Source organism: Streptomyces sp. NBC_01166 (assembly GCF_045039765.1).
In the GTDB taxonomy this organism is placed as follows: domain Bacteria; phylum Actinomycetota; class Actinomycetes; order Streptomycetales; family Streptomycetaceae; genus Streptomyces.
Map to the genome: position 1 here is coordinate 8,527,825 of NZ_CP108613.1, position 17,166 is coordinate 8,544,990.

At 69.0% G+C, this 17,166-nt stretch carries 14 protein-coding genes and 3 pseudogenes; 10 read left to right on the forward strand and 7 right to left on the reverse strand.

The features are described 5' to 3' along the window. The first annotated feature begins 59 nt into the window (after nucleotides 1-59). The gene (locus OG379_RS38645) at nucleotides 60-1,130 is read left to right on the forward strand and encodes an L-idonate 5-dehydrogenase (RefSeq protein WP_405668095.1); all 1,071 of its coding nucleotides are present in this window, start codon (nucleotides 60-62) and stop codon (nucleotides 1,128-1,130) included. Between the two features lie 402 nt (nucleotides 1,131-1,532). Here the strand turns inward: OG379_RS38645 and OG379_RS38650 are convergent, their stop codons facing one another. Together OG379_RS38650 and OG379_RS38655 are read right to left on the reverse strand one after the other, a co-directional pair. Further along, on the reverse strand, nucleotides 1,533-1,871 hold the full coding sequence (locus OG379_RS38650) for a thioredoxin family protein (protein ID WP_405668096.1): 339 nt from the start codon (nucleotides 1,869-1,871) through the stop codon (nucleotides 1,533-1,535). 401 nt (nucleotides 1,872-2,272) lie between these two features. Next, entirely contained in the window at nucleotides 2,273-3,415 is a 1,143-nt protein-coding gene (locus OG379_RS38655) for a PucR family transcriptional regulator (RefSeq protein WP_405668097.1), read from the reverse strand. An 87-nt stretch (nucleotides 3,416-3,502) separates the two neighbouring features. Here OG379_RS38655 and OG379_RS38660 point away from each other — a divergent pair, with 87 nt between their 5' ends. The 3 genes from OG379_RS38660 to OG379_RS38670 all read left to right on the forward strand — a co-directional run bounded on the left by OG379_RS38660 (nucleotide 3,503) and on the right by OG379_RS38670 (nucleotide 8,354). Continuing rightward, a complete protein-coding gene (locus tag OG379_RS38660; protein WP_405668098.1) occupies nucleotides 3,503-4,558 on the forward strand; it encodes a ferredoxin reductase in 1,056 nt (351 codons plus the stop codon). A 7-nt stretch (nucleotides 4,559-4,565) separates the two neighbouring features. After that, nucleotides 4,566-5,684 (forward strand): fatty acid desaturase family protein, encoded by a 1,119-nt coding sequence (locus tag OG379_RS38665; protein ID WP_405668099.1) that lies wholly within the window; start codon nucleotides 4,566-4,568, stop codon nucleotides 5,682-5,684. Nucleotides 5,685-7,520: 1,836 nt separating this feature from the next. Continuing rightward, entirely contained in the window at nucleotides 7,521-8,354 is an 834-nt protein-coding gene (locus tag OG379_RS38670) for an aldo/keto reductase (protein WP_405668100.1), read from the forward strand. A gap of 668 nt (nucleotides 8,355-9,022) precedes the next feature. Here OG379_RS38670 and OG379_RS38675 read toward each other — a convergent pair. Beyond that, nucleotides 9,023-9,201, reverse strand: a pseudogene (locus OG379_RS38675) (DUF2199 domain-containing protein); the annotation flags it as partial. A 145-nt stretch (nucleotides 9,202-9,346) separates the two neighbouring features. Beyond that, the gene (locus tag OG379_RS38680) at nucleotides 9,347-10,246 is read right to left on the reverse strand and encodes a helix-turn-helix transcriptional regulator (protein WP_405668101.1); all 900 of its coding nucleotides are present in this window, start codon (nucleotides 10,244-10,246) and stop codon (nucleotides 9,347-9,349) included. 315 nt (nucleotides 10,247-10,561) lie between these two features. Here OG379_RS38680 and OG379_RS38685 point away from each other — a divergent pair. The 4 genes and pseudogenes from OG379_RS38685 to OG379_RS38700 form a co-directional block, all read left to right on the forward strand. Then, a pseudogene (locus OG379_RS38685) lies at nucleotides 10,562-11,319 on the forward strand (zinc-binding dehydrogenase); the annotation flags it as partial. A 105-nt stretch (nucleotides 11,320-11,424) separates the two neighbouring features. Then, nucleotides 11,425-12,198 (forward strand): glucose 1-dehydrogenase, encoded by a 774-nt coding sequence (locus OG379_RS38690; RefSeq protein ID WP_405668102.1) that lies wholly within the window; start codon nucleotides 11,425-11,427, stop codon nucleotides 12,196-12,198. Between the two features lie 104 nt (nucleotides 12,199-12,302). Further along, a complete protein-coding gene (locus OG379_RS38695) occupies nucleotides 12,303-12,677 on the forward strand; it encodes a DUF2255 family protein (protein WP_405668103.1) in 375 nt (124 codons plus the stop codon). Between the two features lie 77 nt (nucleotides 12,678-12,754). Beyond that, nucleotides 12,755-13,726, forward strand: coding sequence for an aldo/keto reductase (locus tag OG379_RS38700; RefSeq protein ID WP_405668104.1), 972 nt, complete (start codon nucleotides 12,755-12,757; stop codon nucleotides 13,724-13,726). A gap of 140 nt (nucleotides 13,727-13,866) precedes the next feature. On the opposite strand, the pseudogene OG379_RS38705 reads toward OG379_RS38700, so the two are convergent. The 3 genes and pseudogenes from OG379_RS38705 to OG379_RS38715 all read right to left on the reverse strand — a co-directional run. Beyond that, nucleotides 13,867-14,232 (reverse strand): annotated as a pseudogene (locus OG379_RS38705) (transposase); the annotation flags it as partial. Between the two features lie 9 nt (nucleotides 14,233-14,241). Then, nucleotides 14,242-15,228, reverse strand: a complete 987-nt coding sequence (locus OG379_RS38710; protein WP_405668106.1) for an aldo/keto reductase — start codon at nucleotides 15,226-15,228, stop codon at nucleotides 14,242-14,244. Between the two features lie 53 nt (nucleotides 15,229-15,281). Further along, nucleotides 15,282-16,163, reverse strand: coding sequence for a helix-turn-helix transcriptional regulator (locus OG379_RS38715; RefSeq protein ID WP_405668107.1), 882 nt, complete (start codon nucleotides 16,161-16,163; stop codon nucleotides 15,282-15,284). A gap of 223 nt (nucleotides 16,164-16,386) precedes the next feature. On the opposite strand from OG379_RS38715, the gene OG379_RS38720 reads away from it, so the two are divergent. Next, on the forward strand, nucleotides 16,387-16,707 hold the full coding sequence (locus tag OG379_RS38720) for a carboxymuconolactone decarboxylase family protein (protein ID WP_405668108.1): 321 nt from the start codon (nucleotides 16,387-16,389) through the stop codon (nucleotides 16,705-16,707). Nucleotides 16,708-16,738: 31 nt separating this feature from the next. Beyond that, nucleotides 16,739-17,140, forward strand: a complete 402-nt coding sequence (locus OG379_RS38725) for a cupin domain-containing protein (protein WP_405668109.1) — start codon at nucleotides 16,739-16,741, stop codon at nucleotides 17,138-17,140. Nucleotides 17,141-17,166: the final 26 nt, after the last annotated feature.

The window sequence follows — 17,166 nt, forward strand, 5'->3', positions numbered from 1 at the left end:
ACACCGCACAAACACTCACCGCAGGAGGTCTCGACCCCGTAGACACCGGGGACCGCCGGATGAGAGCGGTCGTGGTCCACGGCGCCGACGATGTGCGCATCGACGAGCGGGCCCGGCCCGTACCTGGCGCGGGCGAGGTGCTGCTGGCCGTGGAGTGGGGTGGAATCTGCGGATCCGACATCGCGTACTGGAAGAAGGGGGCGTCCGGCACCGCTTCACTCGCGCACCCGTTGGTGCTCGGGCACGAGTTCGCGGGCAGGATCGCCGAACTCGGCGACCAGGTCACCGGTCTCGACGTAGGGCAGGCGGTCACCGTGCATCCCGCCCGGCTGGTGGGCGACGGCGTCCTTCCCGAGCGGCTCGCCGGACGGACGAACCTGTACCCGCACGTCCGCTACTTCGGTTCGGCGGCCTTCAACCCGCACACCGACGGCGGGTTCAGCGAGTACCGGACGGTTCACGCCACCCAGATCCGGCCTCTGCCGGACGGCGTAACCACCGAACAGGGCGCCCTAGCCGAGCCGTTGGCCGTCGCACTGCACGCCGTCGGCCGGGCCCCGCAGCTAGGTGGCCGCACAGTCCTGGTCAACGGCTGCGGACCGATCGGCTCCCTGGTCGTCGCCGCCGCCCGGTACCGCGGTGCGGGCCGAGTCATCGCCGCCGACCTGACGTCGTCCTCGCTCGCCGTTGCCCACGCCATGGGCGCAGACGAGACACGTGACCTCTCCGTCGGCGAGGGACTGCCCGAGGACGTGGACGTAGTCTTCGAGGCGTCCGGCGCCCCGGCGGCCCTCGGACCGGTACTGCGGGCCACGGCCCGGGGCGGCACCCTCGTCCAGGTCGGCAACCTGCCCGGTACGGCCGTGCCCGCGGCCCTCGGTGACCTGGTCACGCGGGAGATCACGTGGATCGGCTCGTACCGCTTCGTCGATGAGATCGACGACGCCCTGCGCGCACTCCGTGACGGACTGGACGTGACCCCGCTGATCACTCACCGCTTCCCGCTGGAACGGGCCGAGGAGGCACTCGCCGTCGCCGCCGACCCGACGAGCGGGAGCAGCAAGGTCATGCTCCGCCTCACCGCCGAGGTCTCCGAAGCGGGCCTCAGCGCTGGGGTCGCCGAGGCGTGACCGGCGCGAACTCCGGTGCTGGCCCCTTCCCCGCACGACGACCCGTACCGGACGCCGCCGTGTTCCTCCTGTGACCCCTCCGATCACGCCACCACGTCTGCGCCTCCGCACCGTCCGCCAGGAGAACCCCTTGCCCTTGCTGTCCCCTCCCCACGCCGCAGACCGGCAGGACCGGTGGCCGATGAGCCGCCGGGGCGACGATCCCTTCGCCTGCCGCACCTGGCCGAACTCACCGCCCGCGGCGTCGACGTGAGCGCCGTCGAAACCGATCCCGGACGCCCGATCCCCGAACGCCTCGACCGGCAGCACCGCAAGAACCGAGGTACCCGTGGCGGTGAACCCCGGCGCAGCTCCCTTCGGCGAGATGTGACGGGCGTCGCGGCTACGTGCCGCAGCGGCCGCTCAGAGGTGGCCGTCCAGGAACTTCCGTACCTCGACGGTGGTCATAGGCCCCCTGCCGTGCGCCACCGCCTCTCCCTCCTTCAGCAGGACGCAGGACGGGGCTCCGGTGATCCCGTATCGCTCGGTTGCGGCCGGACAACGCGTGATGTCGGCGCGGACGGCCGTCAGGCGGCCCGTGTAGTCGTCGGCGATGCCACCCACCACGAGGTCCATCACCCGGCAGGGCTCGATTGCTTTGGGCCATGTCCCGGTGAAGTATGCGAGGACCGGAACTCTGCTCATCCCGAGGATGAAATTGAACTCCGCGTCCTCACGGGGTCGGTGAACCCGTGTCGCCATGGAAGCTCCTGACTTCACGTCCGTCATTACATCCCCATCATCCCTCGCGCGGTGTGTCAGGCCGCCCCGCCGGCCACCCAGCTGCAACCCGCCGCGCTCCGTGAATCAGCTCGTGCCAACACAGCACCCTCCGTAACGTCATGAAAGCCGATTTTCAGGGCATAACGAACTGGATCACAGAACAGATGCTTGATGGGCGTGTCGACGAGCGGGCCGGTGCGCGTCGTCCCCCGGATTCAGTCGAGCCGTTTTCGCCACCACGCTTCTCGGAAACAGCGCCCCCGACGGGCCTCCCGAGACCCTGTCTGGGGTGGAAATCAACCCCCGGTCTCAGCTGCTGATACCGATCTTCCCCGGGCCGCATGAGCCATCTGATGGCACCGAGGACGAGGCAGTACTCGTCAGCTGGCCCGGAGACCGACCGCCAGCGTCAGCTCAAGGACGCGGTGTGGCGATGCGAGATCCGGAAACAGCTCCCGCAGCTGGGACATCCGGTACCGGACCGTCTGGGGATGGACGAACAACGCGGCCGCCACTTCGTCCCGCCTGCCCTGGTGCAACAGCCACGCCCGCAACGTCTCCTCCAGCCGCCGCGCGGTCGCGACAGGCAAGGTCCGCAACGGTGCAAGGGCTCGGGTGCGCAGGTCCGCGAACGCCTCCATGTCGGCGCTCAGCACCAGCTCAGGCAGGTGGTCCTCGGTGTCGCGAATATCGGAGGAGAGGGCGCGCGCGCGTACGGCTCGTGCGTACGAGGCGGATGCACGAGTCCATGGCCGGGCCGGGCCGACCACGGCGGTGCGGTCGGTCAGCTGCCGCAAGAGATGTGATCGGTCGGCATCGGGGACCAGCAGCACACCGGTGGCGTCCGGCAGATCGTCGAGGACGAGGGTGCTCGGGTCGAGCGCGCGGTAGGAGGCAGGCCGGGCCTGGGCGGCGGGCAGCAGGACCGCGGTCAGCGTAACCGGAGGCTGCCACCCGGCCCGTTGAACAGAGGCCAGCAGCACGTCCGGGCTCGCGCCGGCGAGGAGATCGCGGGCCAGGTGTTCCAGGTGACGCTCGTGTGCCCTGCCCCGGGCGGCCAGTTCGTCGGCGTGGCCCGCGGCGCTCGCGGCGGAGAGCTCGTCGATGTAGGCGAAGGTCAGCTCGGCGAACTTGGCGACCTCGGCGGCGGGCAGACCTGCGGGTACGGCACCCGCTGCCAGGCATCGCCAGGCCACGCGGGCGCCGACGCGGTAGGCGCTGAGTAGGGCGTCCATCGAACGGCCGTCGTGCACCTCGCCGCGACCCAGCTCGTAGGCTGCGTCACCGGCGTCGCCGCCCGTGGCGTTCCCGCTCGCGAGGTCCAGGTAGTGCCCCAGGGCGGTGCGGACGGCTCGGCGGATGGTGGCGCCCATGTGGCCCGAAAGGGCGTTGGCGTAGGGAGGGACCTCGTCGATGATCGCTTGGACGACCTCGTCGGCGGTGGTCTTCAGCGCGGCCCGAAGTGCGGTGACCGTCGCCTCATCCAGAGCCAGTTCACTGGCCCTCCGGATTGCATGGCTCACGTTTTTATTCCCTGCGAACAATTCAGCCGATCAGATTTACGTCCTGCGGTCAGGACTTTACGCCTGGGGGCGCAGCAAGCTGGAGTCATGACGAGTGCAGCCCTGCGCAGTAGGGCGAGGAAACTGCTGGAGATGGTCACGACGCCGCTGCTGCCGTCGGACTACCTCGACCTGGTCAGCCCGCTGCGTGCGGGCGCTGACCTGCGTGGGCGCATCGAGGCCGTGCACCCCGAGACGGAAGATGCCGCGACCATCGTGATCAGGCCGGGACGGGGCTGGCGCGGCCACACGGCCGGTCAGTACGTGCGGATCGGGGTCGATGTCGACGGGGTGCGCCTGTGGCGTGCCTACTCCATCACCTCGCCGACAAACCGCCAGGACGGCCGCGTCACGATCACCGTGAAGGCGATTTTGGACGGCAGGGTCAGCAACCACCTGGTCCACAGGGCGAAACCGGGCACGCTGATCCAGCTCGACCAGGCGACCGGTGACTTCGTGCTGCCGCAGACCAAGCCCGCCAAGGTGCTCTACCTGACGGCCGGCAGCGGCATCACGCCCGTGATGGGCATGCTGCGCGACATGGAGTTCGACGACGTCGTCATGGTCCACTGCGCGCCACAGCCGCAAGACGTGATTTTCCGCAACGAACTGCACGACCTGGTCGCGGACAAGAAGCTGCGGCTCACCGAGGTGCACACCGACACGGACGGCACGTTCGACATCGCCCGTCTCGACGAACTCGTGCCCGACTGGGCCGAGCGGGAGACCTGGGCTTGCGGGCCCGCGGGCCTGCTCGACGCCGCCGAAGAGCACTGGACCGAGCACGGCGTACAGGAGCGCCTGCACACCGAACGCTTCCGCCCGGCCATCGTCGTAGTCGGCGCCGGCGGCGAGGTCACGTTCAGCGCCACCGGCAAGACCGTCGAGGCGGACGGCGCCACGCCGTTGCTGGACGTCGGGGAGGAGGCCGGCGTGCTCATGCCCTCCGGGTGCCGCATGGGCATCTGCTTCGGCTGCGTCACGCAACTCAAGGCGGGCGCCGTCCGCGACCTGCGCACCGGCGAGATCACCGAGGCCGAACCGGGCGTCCTCATCCAGACCTGCGTGTCCGCCGCGGCGGGCCCCTGCGACATCGAACGGTAGGAGCACCTTGACCGCCATCGACCCGACCGCCCACCTGACCGCCGAGCAGATCGAGGAGCTCGGCCGCGAGCTGGACGCGATCCGCGACGAGGTGATCGCCAGCCGCGGCGAGAGAGACGCCGCCTACATCCGTAAGGTTATCTCGGCGCAGCGTAAGCTCGAGCTGGTCAGCAGGGGCGTGCTGCTGTTCTCGATATTCCCGCCCGCGTGGCTCCTGGGCACCGCTGGTCTGTCCGTGGCGAAGATCATGGACAACATGGAGATCGGCCATAACGTCCTGCACGGCCAGTGGGACTGGATGCGAGACCCGAAGATTCACTCCAGCACCTGGGAGTGGGATCACGTCTCACCTTCCGAGCAGTGGAAGCACTCGCACAACGAGCTGCACCACACGTACACCAACGTGATCGGCAAGGACAACGATCTCGGTTACGGCATCATGCGCGTCGACGAGGACCAGAAGTGGCACCCGTTCCACCTCGGCCAGCCGCTGTGGAACTTCATCAACGCCTGTTTCTTCGAGTACGGCATCGCAGCGTACGACTTGGAGCTCGGCAACAACCTGCACAAACGCCGCCGCAAGAACCCGGAGTTCCGCGCGCGGGCCAAGGCCGTGGGCCGCAAGATCCGCAAGCAGGTGCTCAAGGACTACGTGATCCACCCGCTGCTGTCAGGTCCGTCGTTCCCCACCACGCTCGCCGCCACGTTCACCGCGAACCTGGTTCGCAACATCTGGTCCCACTCGGTCATCATGTGCGGGCACTTCCCCGAGGGCGTGCAGGTCTTCGAGCGCCGGTCGATCAAGGGCGAGACGCGCGGCCAGTGGTACCTGCGCCAGATGATGGGCTCGGCGAACATCAGTGGCAGCAGGGCCATGCACTTCATGACCGGCAACCTGTCACACCAGATCGAGCACCACCTGTTCCCGGACCTGCCGAGCAATCGGTACGCCGAGGTCGCGGTGAAGGTGCGCGCACTGTTCGAAAAGTACGAGCTGGAGTACGTCACCGGCCCGCTGCCCAAGCAGGTGGCCTCCGCGTGGCGCAAGGTCTTCCGGCTCTCGCTGCCGAACAAGAAGCCCAAGGTCAAGACGTCGGACCGCGAGCAGAAGCTTGTCGCGGCCTGATTTCCCGTACGGGTTCAGATCGCTCGACCGTACCCGGCGGCACCGCCGGGTACGGTCAGTCCGTTGTAGACGTTCGTCAAGAGGGTGCGAAACCCCTCAGAGGCTTCAGCCGAGCCCGTAGTCGATCCATCGCCTGCCGGCCCGACCTCCGTCGCCCGGCCCCGGGACGCAGCCAGTGCGCCTCCGGGGCCGTGTGCCTGGTGCCAGGACCAGTAGCCAGTGATCGCCACCGCGAACACGCTCACCGCCTCGGGATCCACCACACGCCAGGCGGAACCCGGGCAGCCTGCAGCTCCTCCGCCCCGGCCGGACTGTGACCGGCCTGCCCTCAGTCCGCCGGAGCGGGTGGCACGGGCGCCGGCCAACCCAAGCGCCCAACCCGTCAGCGTCACGCCCTCGTCCAGGCAGCCTCCCCGCACGCTGAGGCCGGACTACGACGCCAGTACCGTTTTCTAGACGGTCGGCTGAGGAGCCCCCCGTGATCAGAGCAGGCCGCCGCCATCTCGTACGCACTCTGGCGGGCCCCGCCGCGCAGCAAGGCGTCCACGCGCAGCGCTACCTCAAGCCGAAGCCGTAGGCGGCAGCCGGGTTCCCGGCGCCGGTCAGTTCGGCCGGCAGCTCGCGGCCATCAACCTCATGACCCGCCGCCTCACCCACGAAGCGACCCCCAACTGGCGCGACGGCTAAGCCAAATGAAACAGACAAGCGAGAATCAAACGCTCACTAAGTGATCCGTACAGCATCAACCGCCCCCGTCCACGGCCGTCCCTAGCCTGAGCGCCCTCTTGCCGGCCCCGCGCAGGGTGACCACGGCGGTGGCGGTCAACCGCGCGGGACGAGCCCATCACCTCGAGGAGGTGGTCACAGTCCTTGAACTGGTAGAGAGTGAGGTCGCCCGATAATCCGCGCTGTCCAAGGCGCTGTCGATGACCCCGTGGTGGCTGCTCAGGAGTGGCCGGTTGACATTTTTCAGACCGGTGTGAGGCTGGAGGAGACGGGGATTCGCAGCCGTGTCACGTAGAGCCTGGAAGTGCCGCCCACAGGGTCCAGTCACCCCCAGTTCGCGGCGACGACAGATGAACCTACCCCTGCTCCGCAGGGGACAGCTTGGGGACGCGAAGTGAGGTGATCGCATGGACCGGGTCCCCGAGGTGGCCGTTGTAGGAGCCGGCATCGTCGGACAGGGCCGCGCCGTCCGGGACGAGTGGGCCGATCGATTGGGCGCCGAACTGATCTCTCCGGACGGAGTCGTCGCCTTGGGCGGCCCCGTCCCGGGAAGACTTCGCATGCTGCAGGAAGCCGGCGGCATACAGGTCCGGACCGTGGACAGCGCCGAGCTTCACGCCAGCATGCCGCTGCTCGCCGACTACCGGGGCCCGGCGATGCTTGATGAGGACGGCGGTGCCATCCGCACTTCTGTCGCCGTCGAGAGCCTAGCCGACGCGCTTGGCGACTCTGTGGTCACCGACGAGGTCATCTCACTGCATCCGACGGACCGCGGCACGGTCGAGGTGCTCAGCGCGCCGTCGGCCGCGAAGAGTACGCCACGTTCGTGGTGTGCGCGGGCCCGGGCACCGCGCGGCTGGCGCGTAGCGTGGGGCTTTCGGTCCCCGTCCAGTCGGCAGCCCACGTCCGCCTCACCTTCCAGGTCAGGGGAACGCCCCCGGAACGGGTCGCCTGCCTGCAGGACAGCAGCGGCGGCCCCGCTGAACGCCCCAAGAGCCGGAGCAGCCCACTTTGACGACCGGGTACCGGCGACGGGCGATGATGCCGGTACACCCCGGGTTTCCCTTGCGGTCTGAGGGGATTTCATTTCGTTACAGCCAGGAGGAAGCCATGGCGGATCCACGGACGGTGGTCCTTCCCTGCGGGAGTGGGGTCCCGGCGCTCGGTCAAGGCACCTGGGGGATGGGGGAGGACCCCGGCCGCCGCGCGGCCGAGGTGTTGGCCCTGCGTACCGGCCTGGGCCTGGGAATGACCCTCATCGACACCGCGGAGATGTACGGGGAAGGCGCGGCGGAGGAGGTGGTGGCCGAAGCGGTGTCCGGACGGCGGGACGAGGTCTTCCTGGTCAGCAAGGTGCTTCCCTCCCACGCGGATGCCCGTGGAGTGGCCGAGGCGTGCCGGAGGAGCCTGCGTCGTCTGCGTACGGATCGTATCGACCTGTACCTGCTGCACTGGCGCGGGGCCGTGCCGTTGGAGGAGACGGTCGAGGCGTTCGAGTTGCTGGTGCGGGAGGGTGCCATCCGCTCCTGGGGGGTGAGCAACCTGGACGTGGAGGATCTTGCGGACCTGCCGCCCGGAGCCGGGCCGCAGACCGACCAGGTGCTGTACAACCTCAGCCGTCGAGGGCCTGAGCACAGTCTGCTGCCCAGGTGCCGTGAACTGTCGATTCCCGTCATGGCGTATTCGCCGGTCGAGCAGGGTCGTCTGCTCGGCCACCCGGCGCTGCGGGAGGTGGCCGCCGCCCACGGTGCGACGCCCGCGCAGATCGCCCTGGCCTGGGTCCTGCGGCACGAAGACATTATCGCGATCCCGAAGGCGTCCTCCCACGGGCATGTCGAGGAGAACAGGGCGGCTGTGGAGGTGGACCTGTCCGCCGAGGACCTCGCGACCCTGGACCAGGCGTTCCCGCCGCCAAGGAGTAAACGGCCGCTGGAGATGCTGTGACACTGCTGCGGCGCACCCGACCGGGCTCTGCCCGGCTCCGGGCGGGCGGTTTCACCGGTGGGCCAAGGAGTCGTAGCGTTCATGGCAACGCGTTGCTCGCCGACACCGAAGACGGGCCACGCCTGGCGCCCCGCCCGACCGGTTCTCACGGAGGAACAGGGACGACAACACCTTCCGGAGCCCCGCCCGGACCCGCTGGCACACCACAGGCGCGGGCACGGTCCTGGACTACCGGGGCATCAGCAAGACCTATCGCTATTTCCCCCCGAACCGGACATCCGCGTCGCGCACGCCTTGGCGGTCCTTCGGACCTGGGGCCGGGAGGGCTGACGCGGTCAGGACCGGCGCCTCCCACGCTGCACACCTGATTTCGCCGGTGGGCCCTGGGCGGCACTGTCGACCGGATGCTCCGGGCCGCCCAGGCGAAGGCGGACGCGGCCGGGGCACGAAAAGGGGGCAGTTCCGTACTCGGAGGCTCCCGGGGCGGACTGACCAGCAAGATGCCCGATCGATCTCCGCAGGTGGTATCCCGTGTTCGAGCCACACCTGCCGACAGAGCGTGAGGTCGCGGCGGGGAACCCGCAGCCCATGCCCCTCGACGAAAGCTGGGGCTCGGCGGCTCAGCCCTTCTGGCGCCCGAGGGGGCAGCGGCAATCGTGCTTCCCCCGTCACTGTCTCCTACCGCGGGAGGGGTGCAGCACTGCCTCGGCGATCTCCCGTACGCGGTCCTGAGTGATCCCCGTGCGCTGTTCAACGGCGAGAGGGTGGTCGGTGGGTTCGAGCTCGATGAAGGGGCGCGGGCCATCGGGCGGGTTTGTACGTTGGTCTTGAGGTTGAGGGTCGCGGGCAGGCCCGCCGTCGGGGTATGCAAAGGTCCCATCGGCCATGAGCGCCACGGCCTCCGCTCCTCCCTGATCGCCGTGCGGCGGCGGAGGCAGCGGGCCGACCGGACGAGGAAGGGGAGCAAGGCGCTGCGTGGGTGCGGCACAGGGTTACACGCGGCGCTCACCACGGGTGGGAGCGGGGGCCGAGACGTTGTCGCTCTCGTCGAGAGTGGCGTACCAGGTGGCCAGCAGCTTCAGCGCATCCTGGGCGGCAGTGCCGGGCTCGGCGCTCATCGCGGTAAGGGTGAGACCGGGGTCGGTGGGAACGGGCAGGGCCTCAAAGGTGAGGGTGAGGTCACCAACGCCGGGATGGTGGAAGCGCTTGATGCCGGTGTGATGCAGGCGCACGTTGTGAGCCGCCCACAGGGAGCGGAAGGATTCGCTGCGGGTGGAAAGCTCCCCGATCAGGTCGCTCAGGTCGCGGTTGTACGGGTCCCGCCCCGCCTCGGTGCGCAGCAGCGCCGCCGCCGCCGCCCGCTGGGCATCCAGGCCGGTCATGAATTCGGCCGCACCAGGATTCAGGAACTGGTAGCGGGCGAGGTTGACCGGCCGGGCCGGATCTTGGAACAGCGGCCAGTACAGAGCCCTCCCGAGCCGGTTGGTGGCCACGACATCGAGCCGGCCGTTGCGGATGAACACGGGCGCGTCGATCATCGCGTCCAGGAGTTGCTGCAGAGCCGGCCGAATCGGCTGCGCCGCCGTGCGGCGGTGCACGGGACGCCGCGTGGTGCTCGCGGTGCGGGCCAGCTCAAGTAGATGAGCACGCTCGGCGTCATCGAGCTGCAGGGCACGGGCCAGAGAGTCCAGGACGGCTTCGGAGGCGCCGGAGAGGTTTCCGCGCTCCATGCGCGCGTAGTACTCGGCACTGACCCCGGCGAGCATCGCGACCTCTTCGCGGCGCAGCCCCGTGACGCGGCGGCGGCCCGCGACGGGCAGGCCTGCCTGCTGCGGGGTGATCTTCGCACGTCGGCTGGTGAGGAACTCGCGCACCTCGCTTCGGTTGTCCATGCCTTCGAGGCTACGACGTTCCCGGGAGGTGAGGGGTGTCCTGCCAGTACATGTATCAACGGGCCCTTCCGTGCACGCGTGACCTGCCGTTCCCTGGATATCAGGCCAGCAGCCGACGGGCCGCCCGCCCGATGGGGCTCACCACGGCCGCGGGGCGGAATGGAAGTGGACGCCACTCCCGTGAGCACGGGAGCACGCTGGGTGTCGATGCGGAAGGAGCCCGTGATGACGGAGAACAAGCAGACCGGAGGGCCTCGTGATCAGTTCGGGGACATCGCCCCGCCCCTGGCCGGATACACCGAGGACATGCTGTTCGGCTCGTTCTCCGCCTCGGACAGCACCTGTCCCAGCTGCGATCACGGCTTCCAGACGTCCTGTGTGCACGGCGAATTCGTCGGCGGCGCCCAGGCCGAGTACCGGCGCGTCCCGCTCGCCTACGGCACCCTCGCCCACATCTCCGGTGACGTCGACGACGAGCTCCTGCCCAGCCTGCTGGCCTGTTCCGATGTGATGGGCACCGGCTGGTACGCGGCCGTCGCCGCCCAGGTCAAGCCTGGCGACACCGTCGCGGTGGTCGGGGACGGCGCGGTCGGCCTGTGCGCGGTCGTCGCCGCCAAAAAACTGGAGGCAGAGCGGATCATCGCCATGTCCCGCCGCGAGCCGGGCCAGAAGCTAGCGGCCGAGTTCGGCGCCACCGGCATCGTCGCCGAACGCGGCGACGAGGGCGTGGCCCGGGTCAAGGAACTGACCGGCGGCATCGGCGCGGACGCCGTCCTGGAGTGCGTGGGTAACCCCGACTCCATGAAGCAGGCCCTGGACTTCACCCGGCCCGGCGGCTTCGTCGGCGTCCCGGCGTGAAGATCGACGGCCAGGAGCTGTTCTTCTCCCACGTAGCTCTGCACGGCGGCCCCGCACCGGTCCGTGCCTTCCTGCCCGATCTCATCCAGCGCGTCCCGGACGGCCGGATCAACCCGGGCAAGGTCTTCGACCTGGAACTGCCCCTGGACCAGGCCGCCGAAGGTTACAAGGCCGTGGACGAGCGCCGCGCCATCAAGACCCTCCTGCGACCCTGACCCACCCCTGGCACGCCGGCCACTGCCGGACCGCGCCTCGGCACAACACCCCTGCACCAGGCGGGCTCTCATCTCCGTGCCCGTCCACAGATTGGACCCCTTCCCATGAGCACCAACCCGACATACGACTTCGCAGGCCAGGTCGCCCTGGTCACCGGCGCCGCCTCCGGCATGGGCATTGCCACCGCCCGCGCCTTCGCCCACGCCGGCGCCGCCGTCGTCCTGGCCGACCTCAACAAGGACGCCGTGGACAAGGCGGCCAAGGAACTCACCGACGCCGGCCACAAGGCCATCGGCGTCGCCTGCGACGTCACCGACGAAGACCAGGCCGCCGCGATGGTCAAGACCGCGGTGGACACCTACGGCCGACTGGACATGGCGTACAACAACGCCGGCATCCAGGCCCCGCCCTCCGACGCCGCCGACGAGACCGCTGAGGAATTCGACCGCGTCAACGCCGTCAACCTCCGCGGCGTGTGGGCCGCACAGAAGCACGAACTGCGCCTGATGCGCACCCAGGGCTCCGGCGCCATCGTCAACTGCTCCTCCCTGGGCGGTCTCGTCGGCCTGCCCGAGCGCGCCGCCTACCACGCCTCCAAGCACGGCGTGATCGGCCTGACCAAGAGCGCCGCCGTCGAGTACGCGCCCAAGGGCATCCGCATCAACGCCATCTGCCCCGGTGTCATCGAGACCCCGATGGTCGCGGACATGCTCGAAGGCCAGGCCGACGCCATGGCGGAGATCATGAGCCAGCAGCCCATCGGCCGCCTCGGCCGGGCCGAAGAGGTCGCAGCTGCCGCCGTGTGGCTGTGCAGCCCCGCCGCCAGCTTCGTCATCGGCGTCGCCCTGCCCGTCGACGGCGGCTACACCACCCACTGATCCGTATCCCACTCCACAGACGCCGGCCTGGGGCCCACCGCATCCCCCCCGTTGCGGCCGCCCCGGGCCGGCCCCGCCCTCACCGCACGAGAGATCCCTTCACCATGAACACCTGGACCCAAGAGCAGCTGCGTACGTTCGCCCCCGCCGACGACCTGCACATCTCCCCGTTCCGCGAGGACGGCACCACCTACGGCACCCCCACGTGGATCTGGTCCGTCGTCTCGGGCGGCGACCTCTACGTCCGCCCCTACAACGGCTCCGACTCCCGCTGGCACCGCGCAGCGCTGACGCAAAAGGCCGGGCGTATCCGGATCGCCGGTTCCGACTACGAGGTGGCCTTCAGCCCCGCCGACGACTCGGTCCTGGACGCGGTCGACGACGCCTACCGCACGAAGTACGCCACGAGCTCCTACCTGGAACACATGGTCCAGAGCGGACCCCGTTCCAACAGCGTCCGCATCACCCCCTCCGCTTAAACCCCCGAGGGCAAAAGCAAGGAGAACGGCCAAGCCCGGCCCTCCGCAGCGACCAGCGATCAGCGAGGAGCACCACCATGGAGTACATCCGTCTGGGCACCACCGGCCTGAAGGTGAGCCGGCTCGCCCTGGGGTGCATGAGCTACGGCGATCCGACCGTCCCAGGCGCCCACCCATGGGCGCTGACCGAGGACAAAACTGAACCGTTCTTCCGGCAGGCCGTCGAGCTCGGGATCAACTTCTGGGACACCGCCAACGTGTACCAGGCCGGTACCTCCGAGGAGATCGTCGGCCGCGCCATCCGCACCTTCTCCCGGCGCGAGGACATCGTGCTCGCCACCAAGGTCCGCGGCAAGATGCACAACGGCCCCGGCGGCGAGGGTCTGTCCCGCAAGGCCATACTTGAGCAGGTCGACGCCTCCCTGACCCGCCTGGGCACCGACTACATCGACCTCTACCAGATCCACCGCTTCGACGACGAAACTCCGGTCGAGGAAACGATGGAGGCCCTGCACGACGTCGTCAAGGCGGGGAAGGTCCGCTACATCGGCGCCTCATCGATGTACGCGTGGCAGTTCGCCAAGCTCCAGCACGCCGCCGACCTCGGCGGCTGGACCCGCTTCGTATCCATGCAGAACCAGTACAACCTCCTGCGCCGCCAGGACGAGCCGGAATTGATGGCCATGTGCGGCGACATGGGCCTAGGCCTGATCCCCTACTCACCCAATGGGAAGGGCCGCCTCGCCCGCCCCGCCGGCGAACAAACCACCCGCTCCACCACCGACCACGTCGTCCAGTCCTTCGACAACCCGCACGATGAACCGGTGATCAACACCGTGCAGCAGGTAGCCGAAAGCCGAGGCGTGACCATGGCGCAGGTCGCTCTCGCCTGGGTACTGCGCAACCCTCTAGTCGCTGCCCCCATCGTCGGAGCCACCAAGCCCCACCATCTGCAACAAGCTGTCGATGCCCTCACTCTTCAGCTGACGGAGGATGAGGCGACTGCCTTGGAAAAGCCATACGTCAACGCAGGACCGTCCTGGTTCTAGGGAACAGGCGGACCCGCGGTCCCGAAGCACGTGCACCTCGCCGCAATCGGAGACTGTCCGCGCCTGAGGGCTGTCCCGCAATTGATCTTCAACGTGGGTTGGACGCGGGTCCCCCTGGCTCGGCTTGCTCGCCTATCCGGGAGGGCGAGGTTGTGCAGGCGGGCAATGCCGAGCATGGCGTGGTGGACGCCGTCGCCTTTGAGGCGGCAGTCGCGCAGGATCTTCCAGCCCTTCATCCGGGCAAAGACATGCTCGACGCGGGCGCGGACCTGTTTGCGGGACTTGTTGTATGCCTGCTCCCAGTCCCGCAGCTCTTCGCGCCGGCGATGTGGCATGACGAGTCCTGTGCCGGGATAGCCGCCGTCCGCGATCGATCGTCGTGGTCCTGCCAACGGCCGCCTTGGCGCCGGGTTCCGTCCATGCCTTGCAGTCGGCGCGGTTGCCGGGAAGCGGTCGGCCGACCATGACGATCAGCGGGTGTCGGCGTCGACCACGACCTGGGGGTTGGCGCCCGATTACTTGCCGACCAGGCTCATGTGCATCTGGTTGTAGCGGTCGCCGCGGACGCCGATGCTGGCGGCCAGCGCGTCCAGGTCGTTCCGCTCGTCGGCGGACAGCGCGAGCTGGGTGGCGGCGGCGTTCTCCTCCACGCGTGCGTTGCGGCGGGTGCCGGGGATCGGCACGATCCACGGGTGCTGGGAGAGCAGCCAGGCGAGGGCCACCTGCCCGGGGGTGGCGTTCTTCGCGTGGGCCAGGGCGGCGACGTGGTCGATCAGTGCCTGGTTGGCGGCGAGGTTGTCCTGGTCGAACCGTGGGATGGTCGTGCGGATGTCGCCGTCGGTGAACGCGGTCGTGGTGTCGACGGTGCCGGTGAGGAAGCCCTTGCCGAGCGGGCTGAAGGGGACGAATCCGATGCCGAGTTCGGCGAGCGTGGGCAGGACTTCGGGCTCGGGGTCACGGGTCCACAGCGAGTACTCGCTCTGCACCGCGGTCACGGGGTGCACGGCGTGTGCCCTGCGGATCGTCGCGGCACCGGCCTCGGACAGGCCGAAGTGCCGTACCTTGCCGGCCCGTACCAGCTCGCCGACCGCGCCCGCGACCTCCTCGATCGGCACGCCGGGGTCGACCCGGTGCTGGTAGAAGAGGTCGATCGTGTCCGTGCGCAGGCGGCGCAGTGAGGCGTCGGCGACGCGCTTGATCTGTTCCGGTCGGCTGTTGAGTCCGACGGACTTGCCGTCTTCGATGCGCCAGCCGAACTTGGTGGCGATGACGACCTGTTCGCGGACGGGGGCGATCGCTTCACCCACGAGTTCTTCGTTGGCGTAGGGGCCGTAGACCTCGGCGGTGTCGAAGAAGGTGATGCCGCGTTCGACGGCGCCGCGGATCACGGCGATCATGTCCTGCCGGTTGCCGGGGTTTGGGCCGTAGCTCTGGGACATGCCCATGCAGCCCAGGCCGATCGCCGAGACCTCAAGGCTCTGGCCGAGGATACGCGTGTGCATTGTGGTGTCTCCTGTGGAGTCGGTGATCGGGATCCTGCCGTCAAGGGCGCTGTTCAGCGGCTGTGGGTGTGATCGGCGGCTGTGGAGTCGTCGGTGGCGGCCCAGGCGGCCAGCAGCTGCAGTGCGTCGTGGTCCGGAGTGCGCGGGCCCGCGCTGTACGCAGTCAGGGTCAGGCCGGGCTGCGCAGAGAGTTCCATGGCGTCGAAGTCCAGGGTGATCTCGCCGACTGCCGGATGGCGGAAGGATTTGCGGCCGGTGTGGTGAAGGCGCACGTTGTGCTTGGCCCACGCGGTGCGGAAGTCCTCGCTGTGAGTGACGAGCTCACCGATCAGCCCGGTCAGGTCGCTGTCGCCGGGAGCCCGTCCGGCCTCGGTGCGCAGCAGCGAGACGGTCGTGTTCACGGACTGTTCCCAGTCGGGGAAGAAGTCACGGCCGTGCGGGTCCAGGAACTGGAAGCGGGCGACGTTGACCGGGCGCGGGGCGTCATCGGTGAACAGCGGCGCGTACAGGGCGCGGCCGAGGCGGTTGACGGCGAGGATGTCGAGGCGGCCGTTGCGGATGAAGGCCGGGGAGTCGGTCATGGACTCCAGGACGCGCAGGACACTGTCCGGGAGCGGGCCGCGGGTGCGTTTGGTACGGCGGGCGGGGCGTCTGGCGACGGCGCGGGCCAGGTCGTAGAGGTGAGCGCGTTCGGCCTCATCGAGCTGCAGGGCGTTGGCGACGGCGTTGAGGACTTCCTCGGAGGCTCCGGCGAGGTGGCCGCGCTCCAGACGGACGTAGTAGTCGACACTGACGCCGGCGAGCATAGCGACTTCCTCGCGGCGCAGCCCGGGCACGCGCCGGTTGCTGCCGTAGGCGGGCAGCCCGGCCTGCTGCGGGGTGATCTTCGCGCGGCGGGAGGCCAGGAATTCGCGGATGTCGCTCTCGGTACTCACGTCTTCCAGGCTAGGCGGACAGGCGCGGACGAGGGGGGTTCTGTCAGTACCTGTAACGACCGTCCCTTCCACCCGCGAGTGACCTGCGGTTTCCTCGGTAGTGGCCGCTGTTGCGGCTCCCGGCAGCGCCTCGGACGAGAGGTTTCGGGCTGCCGGGGCGGGCACCTGACTACAGAGTGGAAGTGCCCGGTTCCACCATTTTTGCGAGTGAAGGAGGCGTCCTATGGCGAAGCAGTCCGCACCCCAGGAACTGGCCGGTATCGCGCCCAAGCTCGTCGAGGTCACCAATGAGGTCCTCTTCGGTGACGTCTGGGAGCGGCCCGGGCTCTCCCCGCGGGATCGCAGCCTGGTCACCGTGAGCGTGCTGGCCGCGCTCTACCGCAGTGAGCAGCTCGGCTACCACCTGCGCGTCGCGCTGCAGAACGGGCTGAGCGTGGAGGAGCTGTCCGAGGCGATCACGCATCTCGCCTTCTACGCCGGCTGGCCGAACGCCATGACCGCGATCAATCTGCTCAAGCAGATCGCCGACGACCAGGCCGCCTGACCGCGCGACCTGCAGCAAGGGAGCACCGTTCATGGAATTGTTGATCAAGCAGCCGACGATGAAGCTGCCCGCCCAGTGGTTCACCGGAGACGCGTGGGCCGATGTGATCTACCGCGGAGAGGAACCCTCCCGCGCCCGCGCGAACGCGGTGCGTTTCGCGCCCGGGGCCCGGACCGCCTGGCACTCCCACGGCCTGGGCCAGACCCTCTACATCGTGGAGGGCATCGCCCTGGTCCAGTCCCGTGGCGGCGAGATCCTCGAAGCCCACCCGGGCGACGTGGTCTGGACCCCGCCGGGCGAGGAGCACTGGCACGGCGCCGCCCCGGACCACTTCATGACGCACATCGCGCTGTGGGAGACCGACGAGGTGGACTGGCTCGAACACGTTGGCGACGACGAGTACCGCGGCCCGCGCACCAGCACCCGCCGCTGATCCCAGCCCGGACAACCTGTAAGGAG

What these genes read in the sequence shown, in the direction of transcription:
- OG379_RS38670 (WP_405668100.1), top strand. Translation starts at nt 7,521, where the DNA reads ATGGCGGATCCACGGACGGTGGTCCTTCCCTGCGGGAGTGGGGTCCCG.
- OG379_RS38720 (WP_405668108.1), top strand. Translation starts at nt 16,387, where the DNA reads ATGGCGAAGCAGTCCGCACCCCAGGAACTGGCCGGTATCGCGCCCAAG.
- OG379_RS38645 (WP_405668095.1), top strand. Translation starts at nt 60, where the DNA reads ATGAGAGCGGTCGTGGTCCACGGCGCCGACGATGTGCGCATCGACGAG.
- OG379_RS38695 (WP_405668103.1), top strand. Translation starts at nt 12,303, where the DNA reads ATGAACACCTGGACCCAAGAGCAGCTGCGTACGTTCGCCCCCGCCGAC.
- OG379_RS38700 (WP_405668104.1), top strand. Translation starts at nt 12,755, where the DNA reads ATGGAGTACATCCGTCTGGGCACCACCGGCCTGAAGGTGAGCCGGCTC.
- OG379_RS38725 (WP_405668109.1), top strand. Translation starts at nt 16,739, where the DNA reads ATGGAATTGTTGATCAAGCAGCCGACGATGAAGCTGCCCGCCCAGTGG.
- OG379_RS38680 (WP_405668101.1), bottom strand. Translation starts at nt 10,246, where the DNA reads ATGGACAACCGAAGCGAGGTGCGCGAGTTCCTCACCAGCCGACGTGCG.
- OG379_RS38710 (WP_405668106.1), bottom strand. Translation starts at nt 15,228, where the DNA reads ATGCACACGCGTATCCTCGGCCAGAGCCTTGAGGTCTCGGCGATCGGC.
- OG379_RS38650 (WP_405668096.1), bottom strand. Translation starts at nt 1,871, where the DNA reads ATGGCGACACGGGTTCACCGACCCCGTGAGGACGCGGAGTTCAATTTC.
- OG379_RS38690 (WP_405668102.1), top strand. Translation starts at nt 11,425, where the DNA reads ATGAGCACCAACCCGACATACGACTTCGCAGGCCAGGTCGCCCTGGTC.
- OG379_RS38660 (WP_405668098.1), top strand. Translation starts at nt 3,503, where the DNA reads ATGACGAGTGCAGCCCTGCGCAGTAGGGCGAGGAAACTGCTGGAGATG.